This is a genomic window from Peptococcus niger (assembly GCF_900101835.1).
Taxonomy (GTDB): domain Bacteria; phylum Bacillota; class Peptococcia; order Peptococcales; family Peptococcaceae; genus Peptococcus; species Peptococcus niger.
This window is the reverse complement of record NZ_FNAF01000006.1, coordinates 40,414-64,985: the sequence shown is the minus strand read 5'-3', so window position 1 is coordinate 64,985 and position 24,572 is coordinate 40,414. Positions and strand designations below refer to the sequence as shown.

Sequence of the window (24,572 nt, the reverse complement as noted above, 5' to 3'; positions counted from 1 at the left end):
GTCCTTTTTGCAACAGCTGAATAAAATGCAAGAATTTGTTTGGAATTTACAAGAGCGGTTATATAAAGGGTAGGTGAAATTGTCACCCTGCGATGATTTTTTCGGAGGAATTCACTTTAAGAAGAGGAGAATGAGTATGAAAGACATTAAAGGTACCAAGACTGAAGCAAATTTACAGGAAGCTTTTGCCGGTGAATCCATGGCACGCAACAAGTACGACTTTTTCGGCGCACAAGCCAAAAAAGACGGCTATGTTCAAATTCAAAATATCTTTTTTGAAACCGCTCGCCAGGAACATCAACACGCAAAACTGTGGTTCCGCTTCCTGAACGGCGGCAAGATTCCGGCCACGGCTGAAGCCCTCACCATGGCAGCAGAAGGCGAAAATTTCGAGTGGACCGACATGTATCAACGCATGGAAAAAGAAGCTCGTGAAGAAGGCTTTGATGAAATTGCCGATCGTTTCAAACACGTTGGCGAAGTTGAACGTGAACACGAAAGACGCTATCTGGCACTTCTTGAAACCGTCAAGAATGACACCGTCTTTAAACGTGACCACGATGTGCGTTGGAAATGCAACAACTGCGGCTACATTTATGTAGGTAAAGAAGCACCGGAAAAATGCCCGGCCTGCCTGCATCCGCAAGCCCACTTTGAAGTGCAAGCAGAAGCTTACGCACAAGACAACAGCGACATCGTTAAATAAGTCTGTTCCTAATGTCAAAAATCCGTCGGTGGAGTGCCGACGGATTTTTTTATGAGCTTTTAAAAGGAATAGAATTTTAGTGTTATCATTCTTTCGAATATACTAGATTAATCATTAAAAAGGATAAATCACATCCTTTGCATATATATGGCTTGGCATCCTACTCCTCTCAAGGTACTGGTAATTAAGATATTATCGGTGATATCGGTTGAATATATGTCGGTCTGTGGAATAGTGCAATAATTTAGGATTTTAGTTATTGATAGGTCTAATGAGCTGGGAAAGTTAAGTTTACTCATGAAGTTAAAGATATTATTGTAGTAATCAAAAGTATGTTTAGTAACTATGTATTTACCTTTTTGGAGCTCTATTTTTACGGAAATATTTAATTCATCAATAAAAGAATCAATAGTGCTTTTGACCTCGTATATTGTTGGTGTTGTAGTACATAGTTTTTCTATAGATTCATTAAAGTTCATGGTTAACAATAAGTATGATGGAAATTTAGTGTGAATTTTGATTAGTGTGTGATATTGGCTATGAGAAAGTAATTCACCATTTAGCATAGATAAAATCTGAAATGCATAGTAACTTGGTTTAGGAATTTCAGTTGATGTTAATAGCGTGTATTGTCCGCTTAGAAAAATATCAGAATTGCATTGGTCACGTAACTGTAAGGTTATTTGACTATCGTCACTTAGTATATAACGCTTATATATATAGAACATTGATGCTATGGAATCAAATCCATGGCTTAGATTTGCAGTAGATTTATGTGAATCAAGTGTTACGTGGAATCCATGATTCAAAAAATAGTCACGAGCGGATACTACTTCTATAGCATTGTCTCTATCATTAATTTGTAAGATTACTTCCTGGCAATTCAAATCATATAGATATTTAAATAGGCGAAAATGCATAGAGTTGAAGTCATTCATTGTGATTAACACTCTAGGGTGATGCATAATCTCCCTTATAGGAACTGTTTCGTTATTAATTTTAATCGATACATTTTTATTATTCGAAATACTTGTTGAGGAATCATAAATACCCATCTGTGATAATAAAGAGTTGATTAGATAAATAGCATCAGTCTCGTTAAGTACAAATGATAAATCTAGATTATTTTCATTTTTTATGAGCGGAGCATATTTTTTTCTATAATTTTCTGGAGTATCTCCAAACCAATATTTGAAATATTTTCGATAGTAATTTGTACTTGAAAAGCCAACATCTCGCGCAATTTCACTGATTTTTTTCCTAGAATTTATTAGATTCACTTCTGACCATTCAACTCTTACGAAATAAAGAAATTGCGTAAAGCTGATTCCGATACTGTCTTTTATTAAATGAGATAGATAGTATTTATTTAGATGTTCAAGCTCTGCTAAATCATCTAAAGAAATATTAGATGAATGATTCTCATATGTATAATGAATAATGTCGCGGATTCTTTGTATTGTTACAATGTTAGAACTCTCGAATTTAGTGAGTTGATTTTTTGTGAACCCAAATACGTTAAAATTTTCATTTAAATACTCAATTATTCTAAAAGTATCATCTATACACTGTTGTTTGTAGTTATAGCCTTTTTTTAAATATTTATCTACTAAAGATAGAATCATAAGTTTTAGATGTTCTTGTTGCTTAACTTTATCTTTATCCGAATAATACATATAGGTGCTAGTAGACAGAGTAGGGAAAAAACGAGTAAAAAATCTATTGCTTATTTTTATACTTACAATTGCATTATCCTGATCGGTTGATTTCATGGAGTGAACTTCGTATCGGTTGTTTGTAAAAATATCCCCGGCTGTAAGTTTATAATTAAAAGGCCCATTTCTAAAGTTTAAATCACCATGTAGAACGAGCAAGATCTCAATATCTTCATGATAATGCGGCGGGTAATATCTGATGTTTTTTACTGATATATTTATCGGCAAATCATCATTATAAACATATTTTTCAGATCTCATATTAGTACCTCTAGAATTATATTGCTTTATAAATGTATTATCTTGCGTTTATTATACACAAATATGGAATAGATTTCAGGTTTATTGAAAAAATAGCAATGTAAAGATATTTTATAGCAATCTAAATGTTGAATAATTGAAGAATCAGGCTATTATGATTTTATATAATGCGTTTTATAGAAGGATGAAGAATAGAAGGAGGTAAGGAAATGCGTGAAATAGATATTATATCTAATGAGTATGTCGAAAATGAATTAAAAATTCATAACATTCCAGGAATGGCGATTGGGGTTATTAAGGATGGTAAAACAATCTTATCTAAGGGGTATGGAGTAGCAGATGTTGAAAAAAAGACGAAATTAGATTCCCAATCCTTATTTGGCATTGCATCTTGCACAAAGTCGTTTACAGCTGCGCTTATTGCAATGCTAGTTGACCAGGGGAAACTGGATTATGATGCTCCCATTATTGAGTATTTATCAGATTTTAGAATGTATGATGACTATTCAACTAAGACATGTACAATTAGAGATATGATGAATCATAGAACAGGCATTCCGGGGCATGATTCTTTGTATACAGATGAGATTGATAGAGCAGAACTCTTCAAACGCCTACGATATATCGAGCCAAATGCACCGATTCGAATGAAAACTCAGTATAACAATGTAGTTTATACGTTGGTTGGATATATTGCAGAAAGAATTAGTGGTATGCAATGGGATGATATGATCCGTGAATGGATATTCGAACCACTAGGCATGACAAATAGTAATACTACCATTTCTGAACTAAGAGCAAGCTGTAATATCGCTGAGCCACATTGGCGGCAGGACGATGGGACCATTGTGAAGATTAAAAATTGGTCGGTTAGCCCAGGGGAGCCGTGTGCGGCAATCAATTCTTGCCTTGATGACATGATGAAATGGATTCAATTTCATTTAAATATGGGAGAATGGAATGGAAAACAGCTAATTTCCAAACAGTGTATGGAAGAGATGCACAGATGGGCAGTGCCTTTTCCGATGTGGAGTGTCCAAATTGATGAAATTCCTCCAATCCAAGGATATAGTATGGGGTGGATTGAAGATTATTACAGAGGCAATGATCTTGTGTATCATGTCGGTGAAATAGAAGGATATTGCTCGCTGATGTGTTTCCTGCCAAAGAAAAACATTGGAGTTATGATTATGATTAATAATCATAACTCTGCAATATTAATTGAACAATCTATTCTATATACTATTTTAGATAATGTACTGGGACTTGAAAAAACACACGACTGGTCAGCGTTCTTTGAGTCTCAAAAGGGCCAATGGGGTGGATTCTATTTGGATGAGGTAATTAACCTTATGCCTGATAAGCCCGTTACTGGAACAAAACCTTCTCATGAATTGGAGAGCTATATTGGGGAATATTGGAATCCTGGGTATGGAAAAATCAAAATTTTAAAAGAAGAGAATCAATTAAAAGCTATTTTCCGTGGTATGGCGCAACCAATGGTGCATTATCATTATGATATCTTTAAGATGCCCAATATAAAGATGGATACTTTAGTGGTGACGGCACCAGTTACTTTTTATACTAATGCTTATGATGGTTCTATCGATCGTTTTGATATTCCGTTAGAGCCTTCTGTAAAACCAATTATATTTACTCGCCAAGCAAAGTAGTAATTTGCTAGAAAGGAGTAGAAGATGACTAGTTATATGTTGGCTGCCTGTGTAGTATTCGGCCTAGTTGCTGTCGGTGAAGTAATTTCATACTTGACGAAAGCAGTAGTTCCGTCAATGGCTGGTGCTTTAATTCTATACCTTATTTTAATTTGGTGTGGTATGCCGCAGACATATCCCGAAACTGCTGGATTTACCACAATGGGGGATATGGCTTTTTACATGCTTTGCGTTGGTGTAGGCACTGGTGTTGCTCCGGGAGAATATGTTAAGAACTTAAAAAGTGTTATTATGGCATTGGTTTCCGTAATCGTTGCTCTGATATTTACTGTAGGTATAGGCGGCCTAATCTTTGGATTGGACACTATGGTTGCAGGTGCAGGAGCTTGTTGTGGCGGCGGGGCAATTTCGGGGATTGCAACTATTTCACAGTTAAATAAATTGGATTTGGTTGCCTTAATTGGTGTCCCAACGATTATGATTGTAACAGTAGATCCTATTGGACAGCCAATTGCATCATTTATCCTCCGAAAATATGCTAAAAAATTAAATGCAGAAGATGCATATTTGTTACAAAAAGTTGCAAAAGTTGAAGATAAGCAGGAAGTACGTCTTACAAAGCGTGGGGATGCATACGGATCTCCAGAGAATCCAAGTCCATTTTTCCCGGCATGGCTTCCGAGTGAACTTGATCATAATGGGGTTGTTCTTTTAGAAATGGCATTAGCTGTATGGGGGGCTGTGGCATTAGAGTCTGTAACTGGGATGTCTGCTTTCTTGTGGTGCTTTTTAATTGGTATTTTGGGCTGCTTGTTTGGTGCCTTTAGACTTTATTTATTTGATGAAAGAGCAAACTCTTCCGGATTTTTAACAGTACTGATTATAGGGTATTTATTGACTTCTATGAATGGGTTAACTCCACAGGCGGTTATATCTGTTCTTCCTTCAATAGTGGCATTGATTGTACTATCTGCAGTAGGCCTTGGGCTTGGTGGATATATTTCTGGTAAATTTTTCGGATACGATCCCATTTTATCTGCTGCCGCAGGCGTTGGGATTATGTTCCTTTTCCCGGGGATTAGTATTGTGTCTACCGAAGTATCGGCTCGTGCTGCACGTAATGAAGAAGAACGGAAATTTATCTATGGACAGATTGCGCCATCTATGTATATTATGGGTAACACAGGGTTCTTGTTTGGCCTCTTGTTTACGGTAACTGTTTTGCTTCCAATGCTTGCGCGCTAAATAACTAGTATGTTGGAGGGCGGAGTATGTTTATCACATTAAAGAAAATACAAAAGATGAGAGAAGATGGCGTCAATTGTATTAAAATCGATGGCAATACTGTTATCACGAAAAAAGCATATAACTTTGCTGTTGCAAATGAGATTGATTTAATTGCAGTCAATGCTTCGGTGATTAATGAAAAACGAATGGATGTGATGAAAGATCCAGGTATAAAAATTGCCAAGTTTCTTCAAAAAATACGTGATAAAAATTGATTGCATATATAATTCACCTCGTTTTTCTTGATAATAAAAGACATATAGTTTTATACTTGATGAAGTGTGCTTATCCTTTCGAAGAAGAGAACTGGATAGGTATTGATGAATTTGCTTACGTTGAAATCGTATCGTTGCAATAGGTGTCAGGAGAATGGACAGAATGAAGAAAGGGAAAAATAAGAAATTAAAAAAAAGAGAGGCTCAATTTATAGTTGTTTTAAATGCTTTGCTCACATTAGTGTGTGTTATCCTTGCGGTGATATGTTATATAAAAGACCTAAACGGCTATGGCGTTTTTATGATTGGATTTGCATGTTTCTTTATGGCATGGGGAGTAAAATTTAAAAAAGCTAAAACTGAATAAATTAAGTTCAAAAATTTTACAATTTGATGGATATTGAAAAGTGGCTATATAAAAAGATACATCCTAAAAATAGGTTAATTCCTGATAGGATGTATCTTTATTTTTTAGCTTCATATAAATAAAGGTTGAAATAACTTATAATTGTATATTCCTTTTGTGGTTTTTATTTCTACGAGACTCTTTTGATTATTCTACTTTTATAATGGTATTTTAAAATTTGGAAAAACAATGTCTGTTCTTTTGATATTTTGACAGTCACAAAGTTTTCGAATTTTTCTGATTTAAGTATTTAAATAGACAATTTGTTTTTCAGCGTCAAAATAATTAAAATGAGAAATTATTTGACTTAATAAAATTAAAATGGATAAATTAAATTCAATATTCAATAAATTTATATGCGTATAATTTTCTTCTGATGGACAAAGTGATTTTAAGACTAGATAATTATCATAGAAAAAATAAATAATTATTAAGGAGGAATATTAATGAAAGACTATATTGATTCTTTGAACTCTCCTCGATTCTCAGGTATTAAGACATTTATGAGATTACCTTATGTTTCATCAACATCGGATTTGGACGCATTTGTTTATGGTATCCCGTTCGATACAGGGAGTAGCTTTGGTGTTGGAAGTCGCTTTGGTCCTCAAAAAATTCGTGAAGCGTCTGCGATTCTTAAACCGTATAATCCTATTTTAGATATTGATGTACAGGATGTGCTCAATATTGCAGATGTTGGGGATTTGCTTGTGGTCCCAGGATATATTGAAAAAACATATGATTCGATTGAACAAGAACTCATTCCGTTAATAGAAAAAGGGGCAACTCCTATTGCTTTAGGGGGGGATCACTCAATTACACTTGCAGAATTACGGGCAATTGCACGTAAGACTGGTCCTGTTGCTTTGGTTCAATTTGATTCACATAGTGACACAGGAGACTTATATTTTGGTGAAAAATATAATCATGGAACAACTTTTAGACGTGCAATTGAAGAAAATTTGATTATTCCAGATAAGTCTTTTCAAATTGGTTTGCGTGGACCGTTATATGCTAAAAATCAATTTGATTTTGCAGTTAAAAATGGCGTAGAGCAATGGTCTAACTGGCGTATTCGCTTAGAGGGATTTGAAAATCTTATTGATTCTCTTCAGAGAAAATTAAAAGATACACCAATATTTATTTCTTTTGATATCGATTTCTTGGATGCGGCATATGCACCTGGAACAGGAACACCGGAAATTTGTGGATTTAATACATTTGAAGCACAACGATTGATGCTTGAGGGGTTACGTGGATTGAATATTGTTGGAGCAGATTTGGTTGAAGTTTTGCCCGCATATGACTCGCCGGGACAGATTACTGCCTATGCCGCTTGTGGAATCATTTTTGATATGATTTCATTAATAGCCTTTTCAAAATCTTAAGAAGGTGAGTGGTATGAGAATTGTAGGTATTGATTATATTATCATTATTGCTTATTTGCTTGTGATTGTGGCTTCTGGTATTTTGGGTTCAATACGTGCGGGAAATCAAGAAGATTATCTAGTTGCAGGTCGCCATTTACCGTTGCCAATATATGTAGCCTGTATTACGACTGTAGTCATAGGCGGTGGTGCCACTTTCGGAGCCGCTACTCAAGCATTTAATAATGGTATCTCAGCGGTGTGGATGGTTACGATGTTTGGTGTAGGAATACTGTCGCTGGGGTTTCTTTTATCAACTAAGCTGTCGAATTTACGGATATTGACAATCAGTGATATGCTCACGTTGCGCTATAAAAGAGAAGCTGGTATGATTAGTGCTATCATTTCGGCATTTTATACGATGATGGTGGCCGTTACCAATGCGATTGCGCTTGGTGTAACATTTAGCGCTATGATGGGCTGGCCGCTTAAACTTGCTATTTTTATTGCTGCAGGTATTGCTTTGGCCTATACATTGCTAGGTGGAATGACTTCTATCGCGCTAACTGATACGATACAATTTACCATTATGACGATAGCGATATTTTTTATTTTGTTGCCACAAGGTTTTTCTAAAGTTGGAGGGATAGCGGGGCTTAAAGATACTTTGCCAGAATCATATTTCGATATTGGAGCGGTTGGTGTCCATAAGATATTTTCATGGTTTATTTTATTTGCCTTGGGGTTAGCTATTGGACAAGATATTTGGCAGCGGGTATTTGGCGCAAAAAATTCATCTGTCGCAAAACGTGGGACTGTTATAGGGGGTATTTATACAATCCTGTGGGCTATTGCAATGACCTTTGCCGGAATGTTTGCATTTTCTTTGGCACCGGGGATTGATCCGCAAAATGCTTTATCTGAAGCTGTATTATTAATTGTACCAGCAGGCTTTCGCGGGCTGGTCTTTGCTGGTATTATGAGTGCCTTTTTATCGACGATTTCGGGTTGTATGCTTGCATCGTCCACGTTGATACTTAACGATATATTGCGCTTAGATAATGGGAAAATAGCGAGAACGAGAGTCATGGTTATTGCGGTCGGTGGAACTGTTATTGCTCTTTCTGTTGCAATTCAAAGTGTCTTAACCGCTTTAGATATCGCATATGCGATTCTTTCGGGTTGTATATTTGTGCCGGTTATCGCGGGATTTTTTTGGAAGCGTGCCAATTGGAAAGGAGCTTGCGGCTCTATGGTCATGAGCTTTTTTGCAGTGGTTTGTTCTATGATAAAATGGGGAACATCTTCTACTGCGCCGATTATGATTGGAATAGTTATCAGTGTAGTCAGTATTATTGTAATCAGTTTGATAACGGAGCCGGAAGACCCTGAAAAATTAACAGAATGGGAGAATAAATTGATATAGAGGAGTATTTATAATTGCCGGTAATGGAGGTGAGCTGATGAATCTCAATCAGCTAAAATATTTTTCCGAAGCGGTGAAATATCGCTCAATCTCAACAGCGGCACGAGAAAATTTTGTAACTCAGTCAACTTTTAGCACGGCAATTACAAATTTAGAAGATGAACTTTCTGTTAAATTGTTAAATAGAGGTGTTCAGGGCGTAACACCGACATGTGTTGGTGAGCAGGTGTTTTACAAAGTTCATGATTTGCTGATGCTTTTAGAAGATATCAGAATTTTGACAAGTCAATCTTCAAAAGCGGTATCGTTGCGGATTGCTTCTCTTCCGTCATTAATTGATACTCTTTTAGCAGATACGATTTTATATTTGGAAGCAAAAAATCATGATTTAATGCTGGATATCATATCAGATGATTCAGAAGGAGTTCAGGCTAAGATTCAAGGTGGACATTCGGATATTGGCGTTATTTTTACGGATGGGTTTCCAATTTTTCCGGGACTAGCTTATGAGCCGTTATTTGCAAGCCGGTATGTTTTGTTTGTTGGAAAACATCATCCTATGTATTGTAAAGAAGAACTTACAATAGAAGAGGCATTATCTTTAAAACACGTTACTTACAAAAATGAATATGTAAAAGAATATGATTTATTAACTCATTTGACTCGTTCTTATGGGAAACCGAAAATATCACTATGTGTTGATAATAATGAATCAATGCATCGCATTATTTCTCGGAGTGATTATGTTGCTTTCTTTCCGGAATTTGTGACTCGCCATGATGCCTATATTGAATCGGGGAATATATCAATGTTGAATGTATCTAATGCTGATTTGAATTTACAAATTGGTGTTGTGTACAGTAAAAAATATGGTTCGAAAGAAAAGATATCATCGTTTATTGAAATTCTCAAATGTGTGTTGATTGAAGAAGAATATCTATAAGTGGAAAATTGAATATAAAGGGTAAAAAGACAGCGAACACGCTTTTAGGCGTGTTCGCTGTCTTTTCATGTATTGACTATTCCGAGACGACCCAGGTGATGATGCTGGAGATGACGGTGAGGATTAGGGCGCCTAGGGTGGCGGTCCAGAAGCCGCTGACGGCCATGTCCGGGACGAGGAATGAGGTTATTTTCAGCATGAGTCCGTTGACGACAAAGGTAAATAGCCCCAGGGTGAGGATGTTGACGGGGAGGGTGAGTAGGATAAGGATGGGGCGTAAGATGGCGTTTAATATGGACAGGACGACGGCGGCCATGATGACGGCGGCGATGGAGTCAAAGTATATGCCATCCACTAAGGTTGCGGTGAGGTAAAGGGCCAGGGCAAAGGCGCCCAGGCGTACGATAAATGATTTCATGCGTGTGACATCCTTTCGTAAAGGTGCTTAGGGACGGGCGTTTTTTAAACGCAGGCGTGCCTGTAAATCTTGGTGGGTGCGAAGGTAGTCGTGAATGCCTTGGGCCAATTCCCGGCTGATGCCGGGCACCTTGGCCAATTCACCGACTTCTGCACTTTGAATTTTACTAAAAGAGCCAAAGTAGGTCAATAGGGATTGCCGGCGTTTCGGGCCGATGCCGGGGATATCGTCTAAAATGCTGGCGAGCTGGCGTTTGCCGCGCAGGGACCGGTGGTAGGTGATGGCAAAGCGGTGGCTTTCATCCCGGATGCGTTGGATGAGGTAGAGGGCGGCGGTATCGTGGGGGATGCGGGTTTCGCTGCCATCTGTGTGGACGAGGATTTCTTCCTGCTTGGCTAGGCCGAAGGTGGGGATGGCCTCGTAGCCTTCCTGGGTCATGGCGCGGCGGGCGTAGCCGAGCTGGCCCTTGCCGCCGTCGATGATGACGAGGTCGGGGAGGTTTGAAAAGCGGCCCTGGTCCTTGTCGGACTGGCGTTCTTTGCTGGCGTGGGCAAAGCGACGGCTGATGACTTCAAACATGCTTTCAAAGTCATTGGGGCCTTGGACGGTTTTAATTTTAAAGCGGCGGTACTGGTCTTTGCGGGGACGGCCGTTTTCAAAGACGACCATTGAGGCGACGGAATCGCTGCCTTGAATGTTGGAAATATCGTAGCATTCAATGCGGGCAGGCGGGGCAGGTAAATTTAGGTAGGCGGCCAGGTCGGCAAGGGCGCCTTCTGTCCGCGCTTTTTTCTCATCTTGGGAAAGCCGCCACTTGGTCAGGGCTTCCTTGGCGTTGTCCCGGACCAGGTCCAGCAGGGCCTTGTTATCGCCGCGGACGGGGACGTGAAAGATGGTGCGGTGGCCGTGTTTCTCGCTTAAATGGGCGGCTAGGGTGTCGGTATCGGCGGCCTCCCGGTCAATGTAAATGGTGGGGGGGACGCGTTCTTGGGTTAAATAGAATTGTTTGAGAAAACTGGAGAAAATTTCATCGTCGCTGCTGTCGCCGATTTGGCGGAGGGGGTAGGATTCGCGGCCCAGGATTTTCCCGCCACGAACAAAAAAGACTTGGACGACGGCGCCCCAATCGTTCCGGGCCATGGCGACGATGTCGCGGTCATCATCTGTGGAGAGGGCAGCTTTTTGCCGGGCGTTTAAGCGGGCAATGGCTTGGAGACGATCGCGGTATCGGGCAGCTTCTTCAAATTCATAAACGTCGCTGGCGGCCTGCATTTTATTGCGGAGCTCGGCTTCCAGGCCTTCTGTTTTACCGCTGAAAAAGCGGGCGACTTCTTCAATCATGGCGGTATAGGTGCGCTCGGTGATGGCACCTTCGCAAGGGGCGTCGCACAAGTTAATGTGGGCGTTGAGGCAGGCTTCGCCGCGGTTGAACCGGGTTTTGCCGCAGGTGCGCCAGCGGTAGTTGTGCCGGAGGATGTCGAGGATTTCACGGAGTTCGTAGACGTTGGGATAGGGGCCGAAATAGCGGGAACCGTCACGAATGACGTTGCGGGTAACGAAAATCCGGGGCCATTTTTCCTTGGTGATGCGGACGTAAGGGTAGGTTTTGCCGTCCTTCAGGCTGATGTTGTAGCGGGGGTTGTATTTTTTAATGAGGTTCATTTCCAGGAGGAGGGCTTCCGTTTCGCTGGTGACGACGATGTATTCAAAATCGGCAATGTGACGGACCAAGGCCTTGGTCTTAACCGCTTCACGGGGCTGGGCGCGAAAATAAGAGCGGACGCGGTTGCGCAGGTTGACGGCCTTGCCGACGTAGATCACTTGATGGTCAGCATCTTTCATCAGGTAAACGCCCGGAGAGGTGGGCAGTTGAGCAAGTTTTTCTTCAATAAGATCGTTCACTGTCGGCATTTCCTTTCGTTAAAATCCATAAAAAGTGAGGAAACAAAAAAATATGTATGTCTGTGGCCCCCGATGGGGGTCTCTTATTTTTGCTTGCTGAGATTAGAGGGGCTGTCTTTATTGTAGCATAAGGGCATTTTTTCTGAAATCCTGTTTAAAAGGGGGCTTGGCGGGTTATTCAATCATCAGAAATAAATTTGATCTTTTTTGACCTTACCCCTTTACATGAAAGGTCAAAGATGGTAAAATATAATCAACGTCAGGAAAGATCAAACTCTTTTACAGCACTTTATCCATCAAATGACAGGAGGTGAGCCCATGGCGAGTTTATCGAAAGAAATTGAGCTTTACCTAAAAAGGCGTTTAGCGGAGCAGGAGGCAGGTATGCTGGAAATTCAGCGCAGCCTGCTTTCTGAACTCTTTGAATGTGTGCCATCGCAGATCAATTACGTTTTGGCAACGCGGTTTTCTTTACTGGACGGATATCTGGTGGAAACCCGGCGCGGTGGCGGCGGTTATGTCCGCATTGTGGCGATTCCGCTGGAGAGTCGGGATGACATGCAAGAACTTCTTGACGCGGTGGGCGGCGCCATTGGTGAACGGGAAGGGGAACGCCTTCTCAAACGGTTGGCCAAGGCAGGGATTCTGTCACCTGAAACGGCAGGGCTTTTTACAGCCCTGTTTAAGGACCGGGTGATGCGGGTCACGCCTGAAATAGATGCCGCAGCCTTGCGAGCGCATTTGCTGCATCATTTAATTGCCAATTGTACCGTTGACGATCATCACACAAATAAGAAGAAAGGGTGATAGAGATGCTTTGTCAACACTGTCATAAAAATCAAGCCAATTATCATACGGTATCGGTGATCAATGGGCAAAAAACGGAAGAACATCTTTGCGGAGACTGTGCTGCGGCGCTGGGAAAAGCAGGGATGGCCACTTCTTCTCTTGGCGGGTTCGGTTCTTTCTTTAATGAAAACGTGGAACCCTTGAACCTGGCCAAGATGATGAACAGCTTTTTCACCGGGGCCCCGGAAGGTGTCGGGACGCCGGCGCAGACGGCGCAAGAGCCCTTGCCTTGCCCGTCCTGCGGGATGACCTGGCGGGCCTTTCAGCAAGAAGGCTTGCTGGGCTGCGCCGATTGTTACCAGCATTTTGCAGACCTGATTCCACCGCTTCTGCGCCGCTTGCACGGGCATACTGAGCACGTGGGCAAGGTACCGGAAGGGGTCAGCACCGACTACAGTGAAAAACGCGCAGTTGACCACTTGCGCGATCAATTAAATGAAGCGGTTCGTGCGGAAAATTACGAACGGGCTGCAGAATTGCGCGATGAAATTCGCGCGAAGGAAAATGAAGCAAAAGCGCCGGAACCGGGAACAGCAGATGGCGATGAAGCGGGTGATGGGCATGCCTGATTTGGCCGCTCGTCTCAAGGCGGAAGCAAGCCCTTGGACCACCGGTGAAGGGCCTGAAAAAGACGTGGTCTTATCCTCCCGCATCCGCTTGGCCCGTAATTTTAAGGCAGAGCCCTTTCCCAATCGGCAAGACCGGGAGAGTGCCCTGCGCGTTTGGAAAACCGTCAGCGATTTTTGCAATGACAATAAGACCTACCAGTTTATAGATCTCAGCCGCGAGTCGGCTCTGGTGCGGAAGGTCTTGGTTGAAAAACACCTGATCAGTCCGGACCATGCGCAGGATGACGACCGGTACCGGGCCCTGGTGCTGTCGGACGATGAGGCGGCAGCCGTGATGGTCAATGAAGAAGACCACTTGCGCCTGCAGACCTTTGCGCCGGGCTTGGATTTGGCCAAGGCTTGGCAAAGGGCAGACGCCTTAGACGATGCCCTGGGCCGGCAAAGCGCTTACGCCTTTGATGCCAAGCTCGGCTACCTGACCGCCTGCCCGACGAACATCGGCACCGGGTTACGGGCATCCGTCTTGGTACACGTGCCGGGGCTGCGGCTAACCGGCGGTTTGGGCATCATCCAGCAATTCACCCAAATGGGCATGGCTGTGCGCGGCCTCTTCGGTGAAGGCAGCGAAGCGGTGGGGGACTTTTACCAGATCTCCAACCAGCAGAGCCTGGGCCGCACGGAAGAGGATATTATCAAAACCTTGGAAGGGGCGGCACGGCGGCTGATTGCCGCTGAACGTAATGCCCGCGACCACTTGTACAAGCAGCGCGGCCAGGCCTTGGAAGATGAAATCTGGCGCAATTACGGCATCTGCGCTTATGCGCGGCGCTTGAGCTCGGCAGAAGCTTACAAGCTGCTGTCCCCCCTGCGGATGGGCGCTGCCGTCGGCATCTTGGCGCCCTTGACGGTGGCCCAGGTTGATAAGGCCTATCTTCTGGCCCAGCCCGGCTACCTCATGCTTTGTGCCGACCAGGAAGCGGATGACGCGACCCGTGATGCCATCCGCGCTAAAAAAATAAGACATCAACTATACTTGCCTGCTTCCGAGCAGGTAGAGGAGGCATGATCCTATGTTGGATAATTTTACAGAAAGAGCCATGCAAGTGCTTGCATTGGCACAACAGGAAGCCATCGCCATGCATCAGCCGGCGGTGGGCACCGAGCACCTCTTGCTCGGCATTATAGATGAAGGACAAGGCGTTGCCGCCAAAGCGCTGGAATCCCTCGGCCTTGATGCGGACCGCATTAAGACCGACGTCAACCGGATGGTCCAGCCCGGTCAAGCACCGGTGACCCCCAACCAGCTGCGGATTACGCCCCGGGTAAAACGGGTTTTTGACTTGGCCAAGGATGAGGCCGTTCGCTGGGGCGTCAATTATGTTGCCACGGAGCACTTGCTCTTGGGCATTATTCGCGAGGGCGAAGGCGTTGCCTTCCAAGTGCTCGTCAACCAAGGCATTACCGCCGATAAGGTTCGGGCCCAGATCATCGCCCTCTTGGGAGGCGGTCAAAACGGGGCTGCCGGTCAGGTGCCCGGTGGAGACGGGCAGGCCTCAGAAGGGGGCAACGGTGGCGGCTTGGAAGAATTTGGCACCAACTTGAACAAGGCCGCCAAAGACGGGAAAATTGACCCGGTTATCGGTCGGCAAAAAGAAATTGACCGGGTGATTCAGATCCTGGTCCGCCGGACGAAAAATAACCCGGCCCTTATCGGGGAGCCCGGTGTCGGGAAAACCGCCATTGCCGAGGGCCTGGCCCAGCGCATTATTTCCGGTGATGTGCCGGAACTCCTGCGGGATAAAGAAATCATTACCTTGAACTTGAGCAACTTGGTGGCCGGCAGCAAGTACCGGGGCGACTTTGAAGAACGGCTGAAAAAAGTCGTGGAAGAGGTTAAGCAGCGTAAAAACGTCATTCTCTTTATTGACGAGCTGCACACCATCGTCGGTGCCGGTGCGGCAGAAGGCGCCTTAGACGCCGCCAATATCCTGAAACCGGAATTGGCCCGTGGCGACCTGCAGTTGATCGGTGCCACCACCCTGGACGAATACCGCAAGTACATTGAAAAAGATGCTGCCTTGGAACGGCGTTTTCAGCCGATTATTGTCGGTGCCCCGACAACCGATGAAGCCATCGATATTTTAAAAGGCGTGCGGGATAAGTACGAGGCCCACCATAAGGTGACCATCACCGACGCCGCCATTGAAGCCGCCGTCCAATTGTCCGACCGCTACATTGCCGACCGTCAGTTGCCGGATAAGGCCATCGACTTAATTGACGAAGCCTGCTCAAAAGTCCGCCTGAAGGCCTACACAGCGCCGCCGGAAGTCAAGCAGTTGGAAAATGATATTCGCACCTACGCCAAAGAGAAAGAAAGCGCCGTTGCCGCTCAGGACTACGAAAAAGCAGCCGAATACCGCGACAAGGAAAAGGCTGCCAATGAAAAATTGAGCGCCATGCAGGGCGAATGGAAGAAAGACCAAAGCGGTAAGGCGGAAGAAGTGACGGCTGAAGACGTCGCTGAAGTGGTCTCCAATTGGAGCGGGGTCCCGGTCACCAAACTGACCGAAACAGAAAGCGACCGCCTGCTCAATATGGAAAGCATTCTGCACCAGCGGGTTATCGGCCAGGATGAAGCCGTCACCGCTGTTTCCAAGGCCGTTCGCCGGGCCCATTCAGGCTTGAAAGACCCGAAACGGCCCATCGGCAGCTTCCTCTTCCTGGGGCCCACCGGGGTTGGTAAAACCGAGCTGGCGAAAGCCCTGGCGGAAGCCCTCTTTGATGATGAGGACAACATCGTCCGCATCGATATGAGCGAGTACATGGAAAAATTTGCCGTCAGCCGGCTCACCGGGGCGCCTCCGGGATACGTTGGCTATGAAGAAGGCGGTCAATTGACCGAAGCGGTACGGCGCAAACCCTACAGCGTTATCCTGCTGGACGAAATTGAGAAAGCCCATCCGGACGTCTTTAACCTGCTCCTGCAAGTTTTGGACGACGGCCGCCTGACCGACAGTCAAGGCCGGGTGGTGGACTTTAAAAACACCGTCATCATCATGACCTCAAACATTGGCGCAAAAGAAATCAAAGGCGCCGGCGGTCTCGGCTTTGCCACCCTGGGCGAGGGCGAAGATAAGTCTAAAAAAGACTACGACAGCATGAAGCAAAAAGTCCTCGATGCCGTTAAAAAAGTCTTCCGTCCGGAATTCTTAAACCGCATTGACGATACCGTCGTCTTCCACGCCTTGGACAAGAAAGAATTGACGGAAATCGTTGGCTTAATGCTCTCCGATTTGCGCAAACGCCTGTCTGGTATGGGCTTGACCCTGACCTTGACAGAGGCTGCGCAAGAGCACATCAGCGATGTCGGCTACGATCCCGATTACGGCGCACGTCCCCTGCGCCGCGCCATCCAAAACGAAATCGAAGACCCCCTCTCCGATGCCATCTTGGCCAAACGTTTTGACGACGGCGCCACCATTACCGTGGATTACGTTGACAAGCAGATCGTTTTAAAATAAGCATTTCAGTAAAACAGAGCTGAAAAACAAGAGGCTATCAGAAAACGCCCGCACCAACCCTGGTGCGGGCGTTTTTGTATCCAGCGGCCTGCCCTCGCGAGCCCGGCCCCACCTGGCGAAAGCCGTTTAACCGGCGGGCTCCAAACGGGTCTCTTGTTTCGTTCGAAATGTGCCCCACTTCTTGACAAAAAGCCGGGAGACATATATACTTATAAAATTGATGACTGGTCGTGACAAGGTCACGGCCCTTTTTATGAGATAAAACCTTAACTGTAGGAGGCAAGGACACAGATGGCAGATAAAACCTTACTTACTCAAGAAGGCTTAGATGATTTACAGGCAGAACTGGAACATTTGAAAACCGTTCGCCGGAAAGAGGTATCCGATCGTCTGAAAGTGGCAATTGATTTCGGGGACCTCAGCGAAAACTCCGAATACGATGACGCTAAAAATGAGCAGGCCTTTATCGAAGGACGGATCAAAAAAGTTGAAAGTCTATTGCGCAATTACGAACTTATCAGTAAGAGCGAGGACAATAAAGATAAAATTAACGTGGGCTCCAAGGTCCGGGTGATCGACATTGAGTTAGATGAAGAAGAAGATTACCGCATTGTCGGCACCATTGAAGCGGACCCAATGCACAACCGTATTTCCAACGAATCCCCCCTGGGCGCAGCGCTTTTAGGGCATGTGGTTGGCGATGAAGTGACGGTGGCGGCCCCGGTCGGCGATGTGCTTTATCGGGTCATTGCAGTACAAAATGAATAGGAGGACTCATGGCAACTGAAAACCTGGGCGGTTTAAAGCAAATCATCAACGTCCGTCTGAACAAAATGGACGCCTTGCGCGAGCGGGGCATTGATCCCTTTGGGCATCGCTTTAATGTGACCCATCATGTGGCGGATGTCCTGGACAATCAAGAAGCATTTTTAGAAAGCGGCGAAAACGTTAAAATTGCCGGCCGCATTATGGCCAAGCGCGGCCAAGGGAAAGCCGGCTTTGCCAATGTGGCAGACCTTACCGGCAACATCCAAATCTATTGCCGCCAGGATGTCCTGGGGGAAGAAAACCATTGGATTTTTAAAAAGGCTGACGTGGGCGACATCATCGGCGTGGAAGGGCCCCTCTTTATTACCGACCGCGGCGAATTGTCCATCCGCGTGGTCAAGCTGACCCACCTCTCCAAGGCCATGCGCCCCCTGCCGGAAAAATTTCACGGCCTGACCGATGTAGAATTGCGCTATCGTCAACGCTACGTCGACCTGATCATGAACCCGGATGTGCGTGAAACCTTCGTCAAACGCACCAAAATTATCCAGGCCGTTCGTCATTACCTGGACGGACTCGGCTTTTTGGAAGTGGAAACCCCAATCCTGCACCAGATTGCCGGTGGCGCCAACGCCCGTCCCTTCATTACCCACCACAACGCCTTGGACATTGACCTCTACCTGCGGATTGCCTTAGAATTGCACCTTAAACGGTTGATTGTCGGCGGTTTGGAACGGGTGTATGAAATCGGCCGTGTCTTCCGCAATGAAGGGATTGACACCAGCCACAACCCGGAATTCACCTTAATGGAACTCTACCAGGCCTTTGGCGATGTCAACACCATGATGGACATTACAGAAGGGCTCTTTATCCATGTGGCCAAAGAAGTGCTCGGCACCACAGACATTACCTGCGCCGGACACGACCTGCATTTGGCCGGGCCCTGGCCGCGCCTGCCCATGGCCCAAGCGGTTAAAGACGCCTGCGGCTTGGATTACCATGCGGATATGGATGATGCAGCCTTTATTGCCGCTGCCATTGAAAAAGGCGCTGAAAAAGAAAAATGCACCGACCGTGGCCATGCCTTGGAAGAACTCTTTGATTTATTCGTTGAAAAAACCCTGATTCAGCCGACCTTCATCACGGAATACCCGGTTGAAATCAGCCCCCTGGCCCGGCGCAACCCGGATAATCCGCGCATGACCGACCGGTTTGAGCTCTTTATCGTCGGCAGAGAACACGCCAACGCCTTCTCTGAAACCAACGACCCGGTTGACCAGCGTCACCGGTTTGAAGAACAAGTCAAAGCCAAAAGCGCCGGCGATGATGAAGCCCACCCCATGGATGAAGACTTTATCAACGCCTTAGAATACGGCATGCCCCCCACCGGCGGCCTCGGCGTCGGCATTGACCGGATGGTCATGCTCCTGACCGACAGCGATTCCATTCGTGACGTCCTTCTCTTCCCAACCATGAAACCCCTGGCCGATGGCAAGGGGAAAAAAGAAACACAAGCCCCCGCCGCCCCGTCAGCGCCTGACAAAATTGACTTTTCAAAAGTAAAAGTAGAGCCATTATTTGAAGATATGGTTGATTTTGATACATTCTCAAAATCTGATTTTAGAGTTGTAAAAGTTAAGAACTGCGAAGAAGTTCCAAAATCAAAAAAACTTTTGAAATTTACATTAGATGATGGTTCTGAAAAAGAAAGAGTTATTTTATCTGGTATTAAGGAGTATTACAGCGCAGAGAGCTTAATTGGAAAGACACTACTTGCGATTTGTAATCTTCCTCCTCGTAAGATGATGGGAATCAACTCAGAAGGTATGATTATATCTGCAATTTGCGAGTACGACGGAGAAGAAAAACTAAACTTAATAATGTTGGATGATAATATTCCAGCAGGATCAAAATTATATTAAAGAACACGCTAATTATGAAATAACCTGAACCCCAAAATCCAGAATACGGATGGAGGGGTTTTTGTATGCCAAAATACACAAAAGAATTTAAAGTAAAACTAGTAAATGAATATTTGTCTTGCGATTTGGAGCAGTTCCAAGTGGGACAAATAAAAAAACAGGACTATCTCAATAAATACTAACGAAAGCACAAGTATAAAATAGGCTAAAGTGACTTATAAGCCTATTTATGATATAATATATCTTAACAATAAAACGGATAAGGGGTAATAATATAGTAATTTCTTATATCCATTATGGCACTTATTGGTAGAAAGAAAAATGAACAAAGAAGACTAAAAAAGAGCTGCAACCTGTAGATCCATTGAAAGAGGTATTAGATATCCTGATTAACTATAGAAATAATATTTATTTAGACAGGAGGAAATAAAGTGAGTCAAGAAAATAAGATAAATCAATCTTGCTTAGGTTCAATACAAAAAACCACTGGTACAGTGGAAGAAAAAGCAAATTGCCCCAAATGTCACAAAATAGGAGAAAAGGTTAAGAATATAACTGTAAAGCATATGATATCAGAAAACCTTATGGGAAAGGTTGTAGATGAAGAAACTTACTATTTATGTATGAATGAAGATTGTGATGTCGTGTATTATAACTTAAACAATGAAAGAGTTTTTTATAAGGAAGATGTAAAAGTTCCTATATGGTTTAAAAAGGATGCAAATCCCAAATATATATGCTATTGCAACCAAGTTACAGAGCAACAAATTATAAACGCTGTTTTAGATGATGGTGCAAAGAATATTAAAGATATTATTAGACTTACAGGGGCAATGAAAAATGGAAAGTGCGAAATTAACAATCCTTTGGGAAAATGCTGTAGTCCTTTTATTCAAGAAACCATCAATAAGGCATTAAAAAGCAAACAATAGTTTGCGAAACATAATTTATAAAGTACGTCACAACAGTAATAAAATTAAAAATAATAAAAACTATAGAATTAAAATTTTAACGGTTCAGATGTAAAAGTCTGGGCCGCTTTTTTATTTTTCCCGGAAAGGAGGTCACCTATATGGTAAATGATGAAGTTAATAATAAGGCTATAAATATTGAGATAAAAGTGGCTCAGTATTCAGCAAAGGCTATTTTAAAAGCTATGAAAAAGATTATAAAAGATGCCGATGAAAAAAGCCAACCACTTGCAGATTATATTAGTGAAAAAAGAAAAACTAATTCAAGGAAACTTAAGGATATGGTAAAGAAAGGTCAGCTGGAAAATATTGATGAGCAAATCGAAAATAAATTCTATGCTTTTAAGGATTACGCATATAGGCGTAAAATAACTTGGGGGTTTGTTAGAGATAAAGATACAAGACTTTATATTAACAATACAAACTACACAAAAGAAATGAATAATGAAAACTGGAAAAGGCTAGAAGATTTATTTTAATGAGGTGTTAAATGATAGAAAACAATATTCCAAAAGTATTTATATTATATTCGTGGGAAAGCAAAGAACACTCTGATTGGGTTAAATCTCTAGCAGATAAATTGTTAGCAGATGGTATTGAAGCCATAATAGATAGCTATGATGTAAGTCCAGGGGATAGACTTCCAAAATTTATGGAAAGCTCGATAAGAGATAGTGATTATGTAATTATAATTTGCACTGAAGAGTATAAAAGGAAAGCTGATAATAGAGAAAAAGGTGTAGGTTATGAAAGTCATATAATATCTGCGGAACTCTACAATAATCACAATGATAGGAAGTTTATTCCAGTCATTAGACAAGGAGATTTTAATTCAGCTTTGCCTACTTACCTAGATGGAAAACTTGCAATAGATTTAAGAGGTAATCCATTTAATGAAGATTCATATAAGGATCTTATTGCATCAATATTTAAAGTTAAAAAGAAACCTAAAGTAGGTATAAGACCATATTATGTTGATGAATATGAACCAATAACAATTGAGGGAGAGGATATAAAAATAGTGGGCATTATAACAAATGAAGTTACCTTGCCAAAAAATGATGGAACAAGAGGTTCTGCTTTGTATAGAATCCATTTTAGATTATCTAGCAAACCAACTAGCACATGGTCTGAATTGTTTTTAAGAAATTGGAATTACCCACCAAGTTTTACATCAATGCATAGACCTGGAATAGCTAGAGTTGAATCTGATAAAATCATTTTAGATGGAACAACAATCGAAGAGGTAAAACAATATCATAGAGATACCTTAATCTTGTGTGTAGAAAAAACAAATGAAGAAGAAAAACAATATAGAAGAAGAGAAGAACAATTAAAAAGAAAGAAGCAAGAAGAAATAGAAAATCATTATAGAAATATAGAAGATATTTCAAAAGACTTAAAATTTTAATTGTGACACTTTGAAAGGGATAGCAGAAATGTTATCTCTTTTTTATTACAAGAAAGGAGATTAGTATGAAAAAATTAGATCAGATAAGACAAGAATCAAAAGAAATAAAAGAAAAAATAAACGATACAGAAGAAAGACTAAGGCAACTAAAAAATCAAGAACAAAAGATATTAAAACAAGACATAGTGAAAAAAAGAAAAGAAAGAACTCATAGGCTAATAACAAGAGGAGCAATCTTAGAAAGCCTTATAGAAAATGCAGAAGAACTAACGGATGAAGAAATAAAAATCCTACTAGAAGAAGCAACAAAGACAAAAGAATTTAAAGAAACACTAAAAATAATGAGAGAAAATTAAGGAAAATAAAATAATCAAATCTCCCTTAGATTTTCTAAGGGCGCAATTATACACCCTAAAGGGTGCTTGCGTCCTGCGGAGCCAAACCCTTGCAGGGAGCAACAATCATTCGCTTTTTAAAAGTCAAGGGTAAATAAACTCGCTAAGGCTCGCCCTTGACTTTTAAAATTTGAAATGAACAAAACAATTAAGCCGACATACTGAAACAACAAAAATTAATTCAGTAGTCGGCTTTTTCTATTCTATAGATTTTAAGGTAGAACAGATGGGGGAATTTGAAAAAGCGATGAAATTTATATTTTAGAATTTACGACAGCTTACGACAAATTTACGACAATTTGCTAGAAATCTATAGGCACTTATAGAGAGTTAGCAAATTGTCGTAAATGTAGAAGTACCAAAAAATAGACTTTTATAGAGATTTAGACAATTATCTAAAGTAAAGGGGATTTTCCCAACCATGAAACCCCTGGCCGATGGCAAGGGGAAAAAAGAAATACAAGCCCCCGCCGCCCCGTCAGCGCCTGACAAAATTGACTTTTCCAAAGTGGAAATTGACCCGCTGTTTAAAGATCAGGTCGACTTTGAAACCTTCAGCCGGTCAGACTTCCGCGCCGTTAAAGTGCTGGACTGCGTCCCGGTGCCCAAATCCAAGAAACTTTTACAATTTACCTTAGATGACGGCAGCGGCACCGACCGCACCATTTTAAGCGGCATTCACCCCTACTATGAGCCGGAAGACCTTATCGGCAAGACCTGCATCGCCATCACCAACCTGCCGCCGCGCGCCATGATGGGCATTGACTCCTGCGGCATGTTAATCAGCGCCGTTCATCAAGAAGAGGGCAAAGAAAAACTCCACCTCCTCATGGTGGATGACCACATCCCCGCAGGCGCTAAACTCTACTAAACCCCACAGGCAGCTTCATTGAAGCTGCCTGTTTTTTATGCCATCAGCAGAAGTTCACCGGCAATCAATGCCGGCTTGCTTAGCGGGTCAATGGGTCTTGTTGCAGATGGTCCCAGGGCGGGTGATTTTTAGATAAATTTTGCTAAAAAGGGTTGACCCTTACGCTACGTGATGGCTTAGTCTATACTTAGCGAGAGGGGGAATGACAATGATGACGGTAAATGATGTTTGCCGGCGAACAGGTGTGAGCATACGCACGCTGCAATACTATGATACGATAGGCCTTTTGCCGCCAACGGCGCATACGGCGGCAGGCTATCGGCTCTATGACGATAGGGCTATTGAACGGCTGCAGCAGATTTTGCTGTTTAAGGAATTGGAATTCTCACTAAAAGACATTAAGGCCATTATGGATGCGCCTGATTTTGATTGGCATCAGGCGCTATCGCAGCAAATTGAGCTCTTATGCATGAAAAAAGAGCATCTTGAGCGCCTTATTGATTTTGCTCGCCAAATAAAATTATCAGGGGTGAACCAAATGGATTTTAGCGTATTTGACAAAACAAAAATGGACAGGTATGCGCAACAAGCTAAAGAAAAGTGGGGCCAGACCTTGGAATATAAGGCCTTTGAAGAAAAGAGTAAAGACCGTTCATCTGAAGACCAAGAGTTGGTATGGCAGCATCTGATGCTTATCTTTGTGGCCATTGGCAAACTGCAGGCCCAAGGACCTGCGGCGCCTGATGTCCAGCTGCAGGTGAAAAAACTGCAAGACTATATTTCGGAGCATTTTTATCCATGCTCATCAGAAGTCCTGAAAGGGCTTGGTCAGATGTATGCCTCCGGTGGTGAATTTGCAGAGAATATTGACCATGCGGCAGGAAAGGGGACGGCGGCTTTTGTTGCTAAAGCAGTGGCCTATTATTGTCGGTGAGTGGTTGTTTAGTCTGGGGAAAGGAGTGAAGATTGATGCTTA

At 43.0% G+C, this 24,572-nt stretch carries 23 protein-coding genes; 20 read left to right on the top strand and 3 right to left on the bottom strand.

The window, feature by feature from the left end:
* The first annotated feature begins 136 nt into the window (after nt 1–136).
* Nucleotides 137–706 carry a rubrerythrin gene (gene rbr / locus BLQ16_RS06025; RefSeq protein ID WP_091791846.1) on the top strand — a complete coding sequence of 190 codons (570 nt, stop codon included), beginning with the start codon at nt 137–139 and terminating at the stop codon, nt 704–706.
* A gap of 128 nt (nt 707–834) precedes the next feature.
* Here rbr and BLQ16_RS06020 read toward each other — a convergent pair whose 3' ends face one another.
* A complete protein-coding gene (locus BLQ16_RS06020) occupies nt 835–2,682 on the bottom strand; it encodes an AraC family transcriptional regulator (protein WP_091791845.1) in 1,848 nt (615 codons plus the stop codon).
* 209 nt (nt 2,683–2,891) lie between these two features.
* On the opposite strand from BLQ16_RS06020, the gene BLQ16_RS06015 reads away from it, so the two are divergent.
* From BLQ16_RS06015 to BLQ16_RS05985, 7 genes are all read left to right on the top strand, one after another.
* A complete protein-coding gene (locus tag BLQ16_RS06015) occupies nt 2,892–4,355 on the top strand; it encodes a serine hydrolase (RefSeq protein WP_091791844.1) in 1,464 nt (487 codons plus the stop codon).
* Between the two features lie 24 nt (nt 4,356–4,379).
* Nucleotides 4,380–5,600: a hypothetical protein gene (locus BLQ16_RS06010; protein ID WP_091791843.1), complete on the top strand. Its 1,221-nt coding sequence runs from the start codon at nt 4,380–4,382 to the stop codon at nt 5,598–5,600.
* Between the two features lie 26 nt (nt 5,601–5,626).
* Nucleotides 5,627–5,857, top strand: a complete 231-nt coding sequence (locus tag BLQ16_RS06005; RefSeq protein WP_091791842.1) for a hypothetical protein — start codon at nt 5,627–5,629, stop codon at nt 5,855–5,857.
* A 163-nt stretch (nt 5,858–6,020) separates the two neighbouring features.
* Nucleotides 6,021–6,224 (top strand): hypothetical protein, encoded by a 204-nt coding sequence (locus BLQ16_RS06000; RefSeq protein ID WP_091791841.1) that lies wholly within the window; start codon nt 6,021–6,023, stop codon nt 6,222–6,224.
* 485 nt (nt 6,225–6,709) lie between these two features.
* Entirely contained in the window at nt 6,710–7,651 is a 942-nt protein-coding gene (speB, locus tag BLQ16_RS05995) for an agmatinase (protein ID WP_091791840.1), read from the top strand.
* Between the two features lie 13 nt (nt 7,652–7,664).
* A complete protein-coding gene (locus BLQ16_RS05990; RefSeq protein WP_091791839.1) occupies nt 7,665–9,056 on the top strand; it encodes a sodium:solute symporter family transporter in 1,392 nt (463 codons plus the stop codon).
* 37 nt (nt 9,057–9,093) lie between these two features.
* Nucleotides 9,094–9,999, top strand: coding sequence for a LysR family transcriptional regulator (locus tag BLQ16_RS05985; RefSeq protein ID WP_091791838.1), 906 nt, complete (start codon nt 9,094–9,096; stop codon nt 9,997–9,999).
* A gap of 76 nt (nt 10,000–10,075) precedes the next feature.
* On the opposite strand, the gene BLQ16_RS05980 is transcribed toward BLQ16_RS05985, so the two are convergent.
* Both BLQ16_RS05980 and uvrC read right to left on the bottom strand, forming a co-directional pair.
* A complete protein-coding gene (locus tag BLQ16_RS05980) occupies nt 10,076–10,417 on the bottom strand; it encodes a phage holin family protein (RefSeq protein WP_091791837.1) in 342 nt (113 codons plus the stop codon).
* A 27-nt stretch (nt 10,418–10,444) separates the two neighbouring features.
* Complete coding sequence (gene uvrC / locus BLQ16_RS05975) at nt 10,445–12,319, bottom strand: excinuclease ABC subunit UvrC (RefSeq protein ID WP_159428009.1); 1,875 nt, start codon at nt 12,317–12,319, stop codon at nt 10,445–10,447.
* Nucleotides 12,320–12,637: 318 nt separating this feature from the next.
* Here uvrC and BLQ16_RS05970 point away from each other — a divergent pair, with 318 nt between their 5' ends.
* The 12 genes from BLQ16_RS05970 (at nt 12,638) to BLQ16_RS05915 (ending at nt 24,530) form a co-directional block, all read left to right on the top strand.
* Complete coding sequence (locus tag BLQ16_RS05970; RefSeq protein WP_159428008.1) at nt 12,638–13,126, top strand: CtsR family transcriptional regulator; 489 nt, start codon at nt 12,638–12,640, stop codon at nt 13,124–13,126.
* A gap of 5 nt (nt 13,127–13,131) precedes the next feature.
* Nucleotides 13,132–13,737: a UvrB/UvrC motif-containing protein gene (locus tag BLQ16_RS05965; protein WP_091791834.1), complete on the top strand. Its 606-nt coding sequence runs from the start codon at nt 13,132–13,134 to the stop codon at nt 13,735–13,737.
* Nucleotides 13,673–14,803: a protein arginine kinase gene (locus tag BLQ16_RS05960; protein ID WP_159428007.1), complete on the top strand. Its 1,131-nt coding sequence runs from the start codon at nt 13,673–13,675 to the stop codon at nt 14,801–14,803. Before BLQ16_RS05965 ends, BLQ16_RS05960 begins: the two co-directional genes overlap by 65 nt.
* 4 nt (nt 14,804–14,807) lie before the next feature.
* On the top strand, nt 14,808–17,258 hold the full coding sequence (locus BLQ16_RS05955; RefSeq protein WP_091791832.1) for an ATP-dependent Clp protease ATP-binding subunit: 2,451 nt from the start codon (nt 14,808–14,810) through the stop codon (nt 17,256–17,258).
* A 291-nt stretch (nt 17,259–17,549) separates the two neighbouring features.
* A complete protein-coding gene (greA, locus tag BLQ16_RS05950) occupies nt 17,550–18,026 on the top strand; it encodes a transcription elongation factor GreA (RefSeq protein WP_091791831.1) in 477 nt (158 codons plus the stop codon).
* Between the two features lie 8 nt (nt 18,027–18,034).
* Nucleotides 18,035–19,948, top strand: a complete 1,914-nt coding sequence (lysS, locus tag BLQ16_RS05945) for a lysine--tRNA ligase (RefSeq protein ID WP_091791830.1) — start codon at nt 18,035–18,037, stop codon at nt 19,946–19,948.
* Between the two features lie 431 nt (nt 19,949–20,379).
* On the top strand, nt 20,380–20,880 hold the full coding sequence (locus BLQ16_RS05940; RefSeq protein WP_200781890.1) for a Csac_0668 family 2Fe-2S cluster-binding (seleno)protein: 501 nt from the start codon (nt 20,380–20,382) through the stop codon (nt 20,878–20,880).
* 140 nt (nt 20,881–21,020) lie between these two features.
* On the top strand, nt 21,021–21,398 hold the full coding sequence (locus tag BLQ16_RS05935) for a DUF3801 domain-containing protein (protein WP_091791829.1): 378 nt from the start codon (nt 21,021–21,023) through the stop codon (nt 21,396–21,398).
* An 11-nt stretch (nt 21,399–21,409) separates the two neighbouring features.
* The gene (locus BLQ16_RS05930; RefSeq protein WP_091791828.1) at nt 21,410–22,330 is read left to right on the top strand and encodes a toll/interleukin-1 receptor domain-containing protein; all 921 of its coding nucleotides are present in this window, start codon (nt 21,410–21,412) and stop codon (nt 22,328–22,330) included.
* Between the two features lie 65 nt (nt 22,331–22,395).
* Nucleotides 22,396–22,686, top strand: a complete 291-nt coding sequence (locus tag BLQ16_RS05925; RefSeq protein ID WP_091791827.1) for a DUF3847 domain-containing protein — start codon at nt 22,396–22,398, stop codon at nt 22,684–22,686.
* Nucleotides 22,687–23,146: 460 nt separating this feature from the next.
* Nucleotides 23,147–23,596 carry a methionine--tRNA ligase gene (locus tag BLQ16_RS05920; protein ID WP_091791826.1) on the top strand — a complete coding sequence of 150 codons (450 nt, stop codon included), beginning with the start codon at nt 23,147–23,149 and terminating at the stop codon, nt 23,594–23,596.
* A gap of 208 nt (nt 23,597–23,804) precedes the next feature.
* Nucleotides 23,805–24,530 (top strand): MerR family transcriptional regulator, encoded by a 726-nt coding sequence (locus tag BLQ16_RS05915; RefSeq protein ID WP_091791825.1) that lies wholly within the window; start codon nt 23,805–23,807, stop codon nt 24,528–24,530.
* Nucleotides 24,531–24,572: the final 42 nt, after the last annotated feature.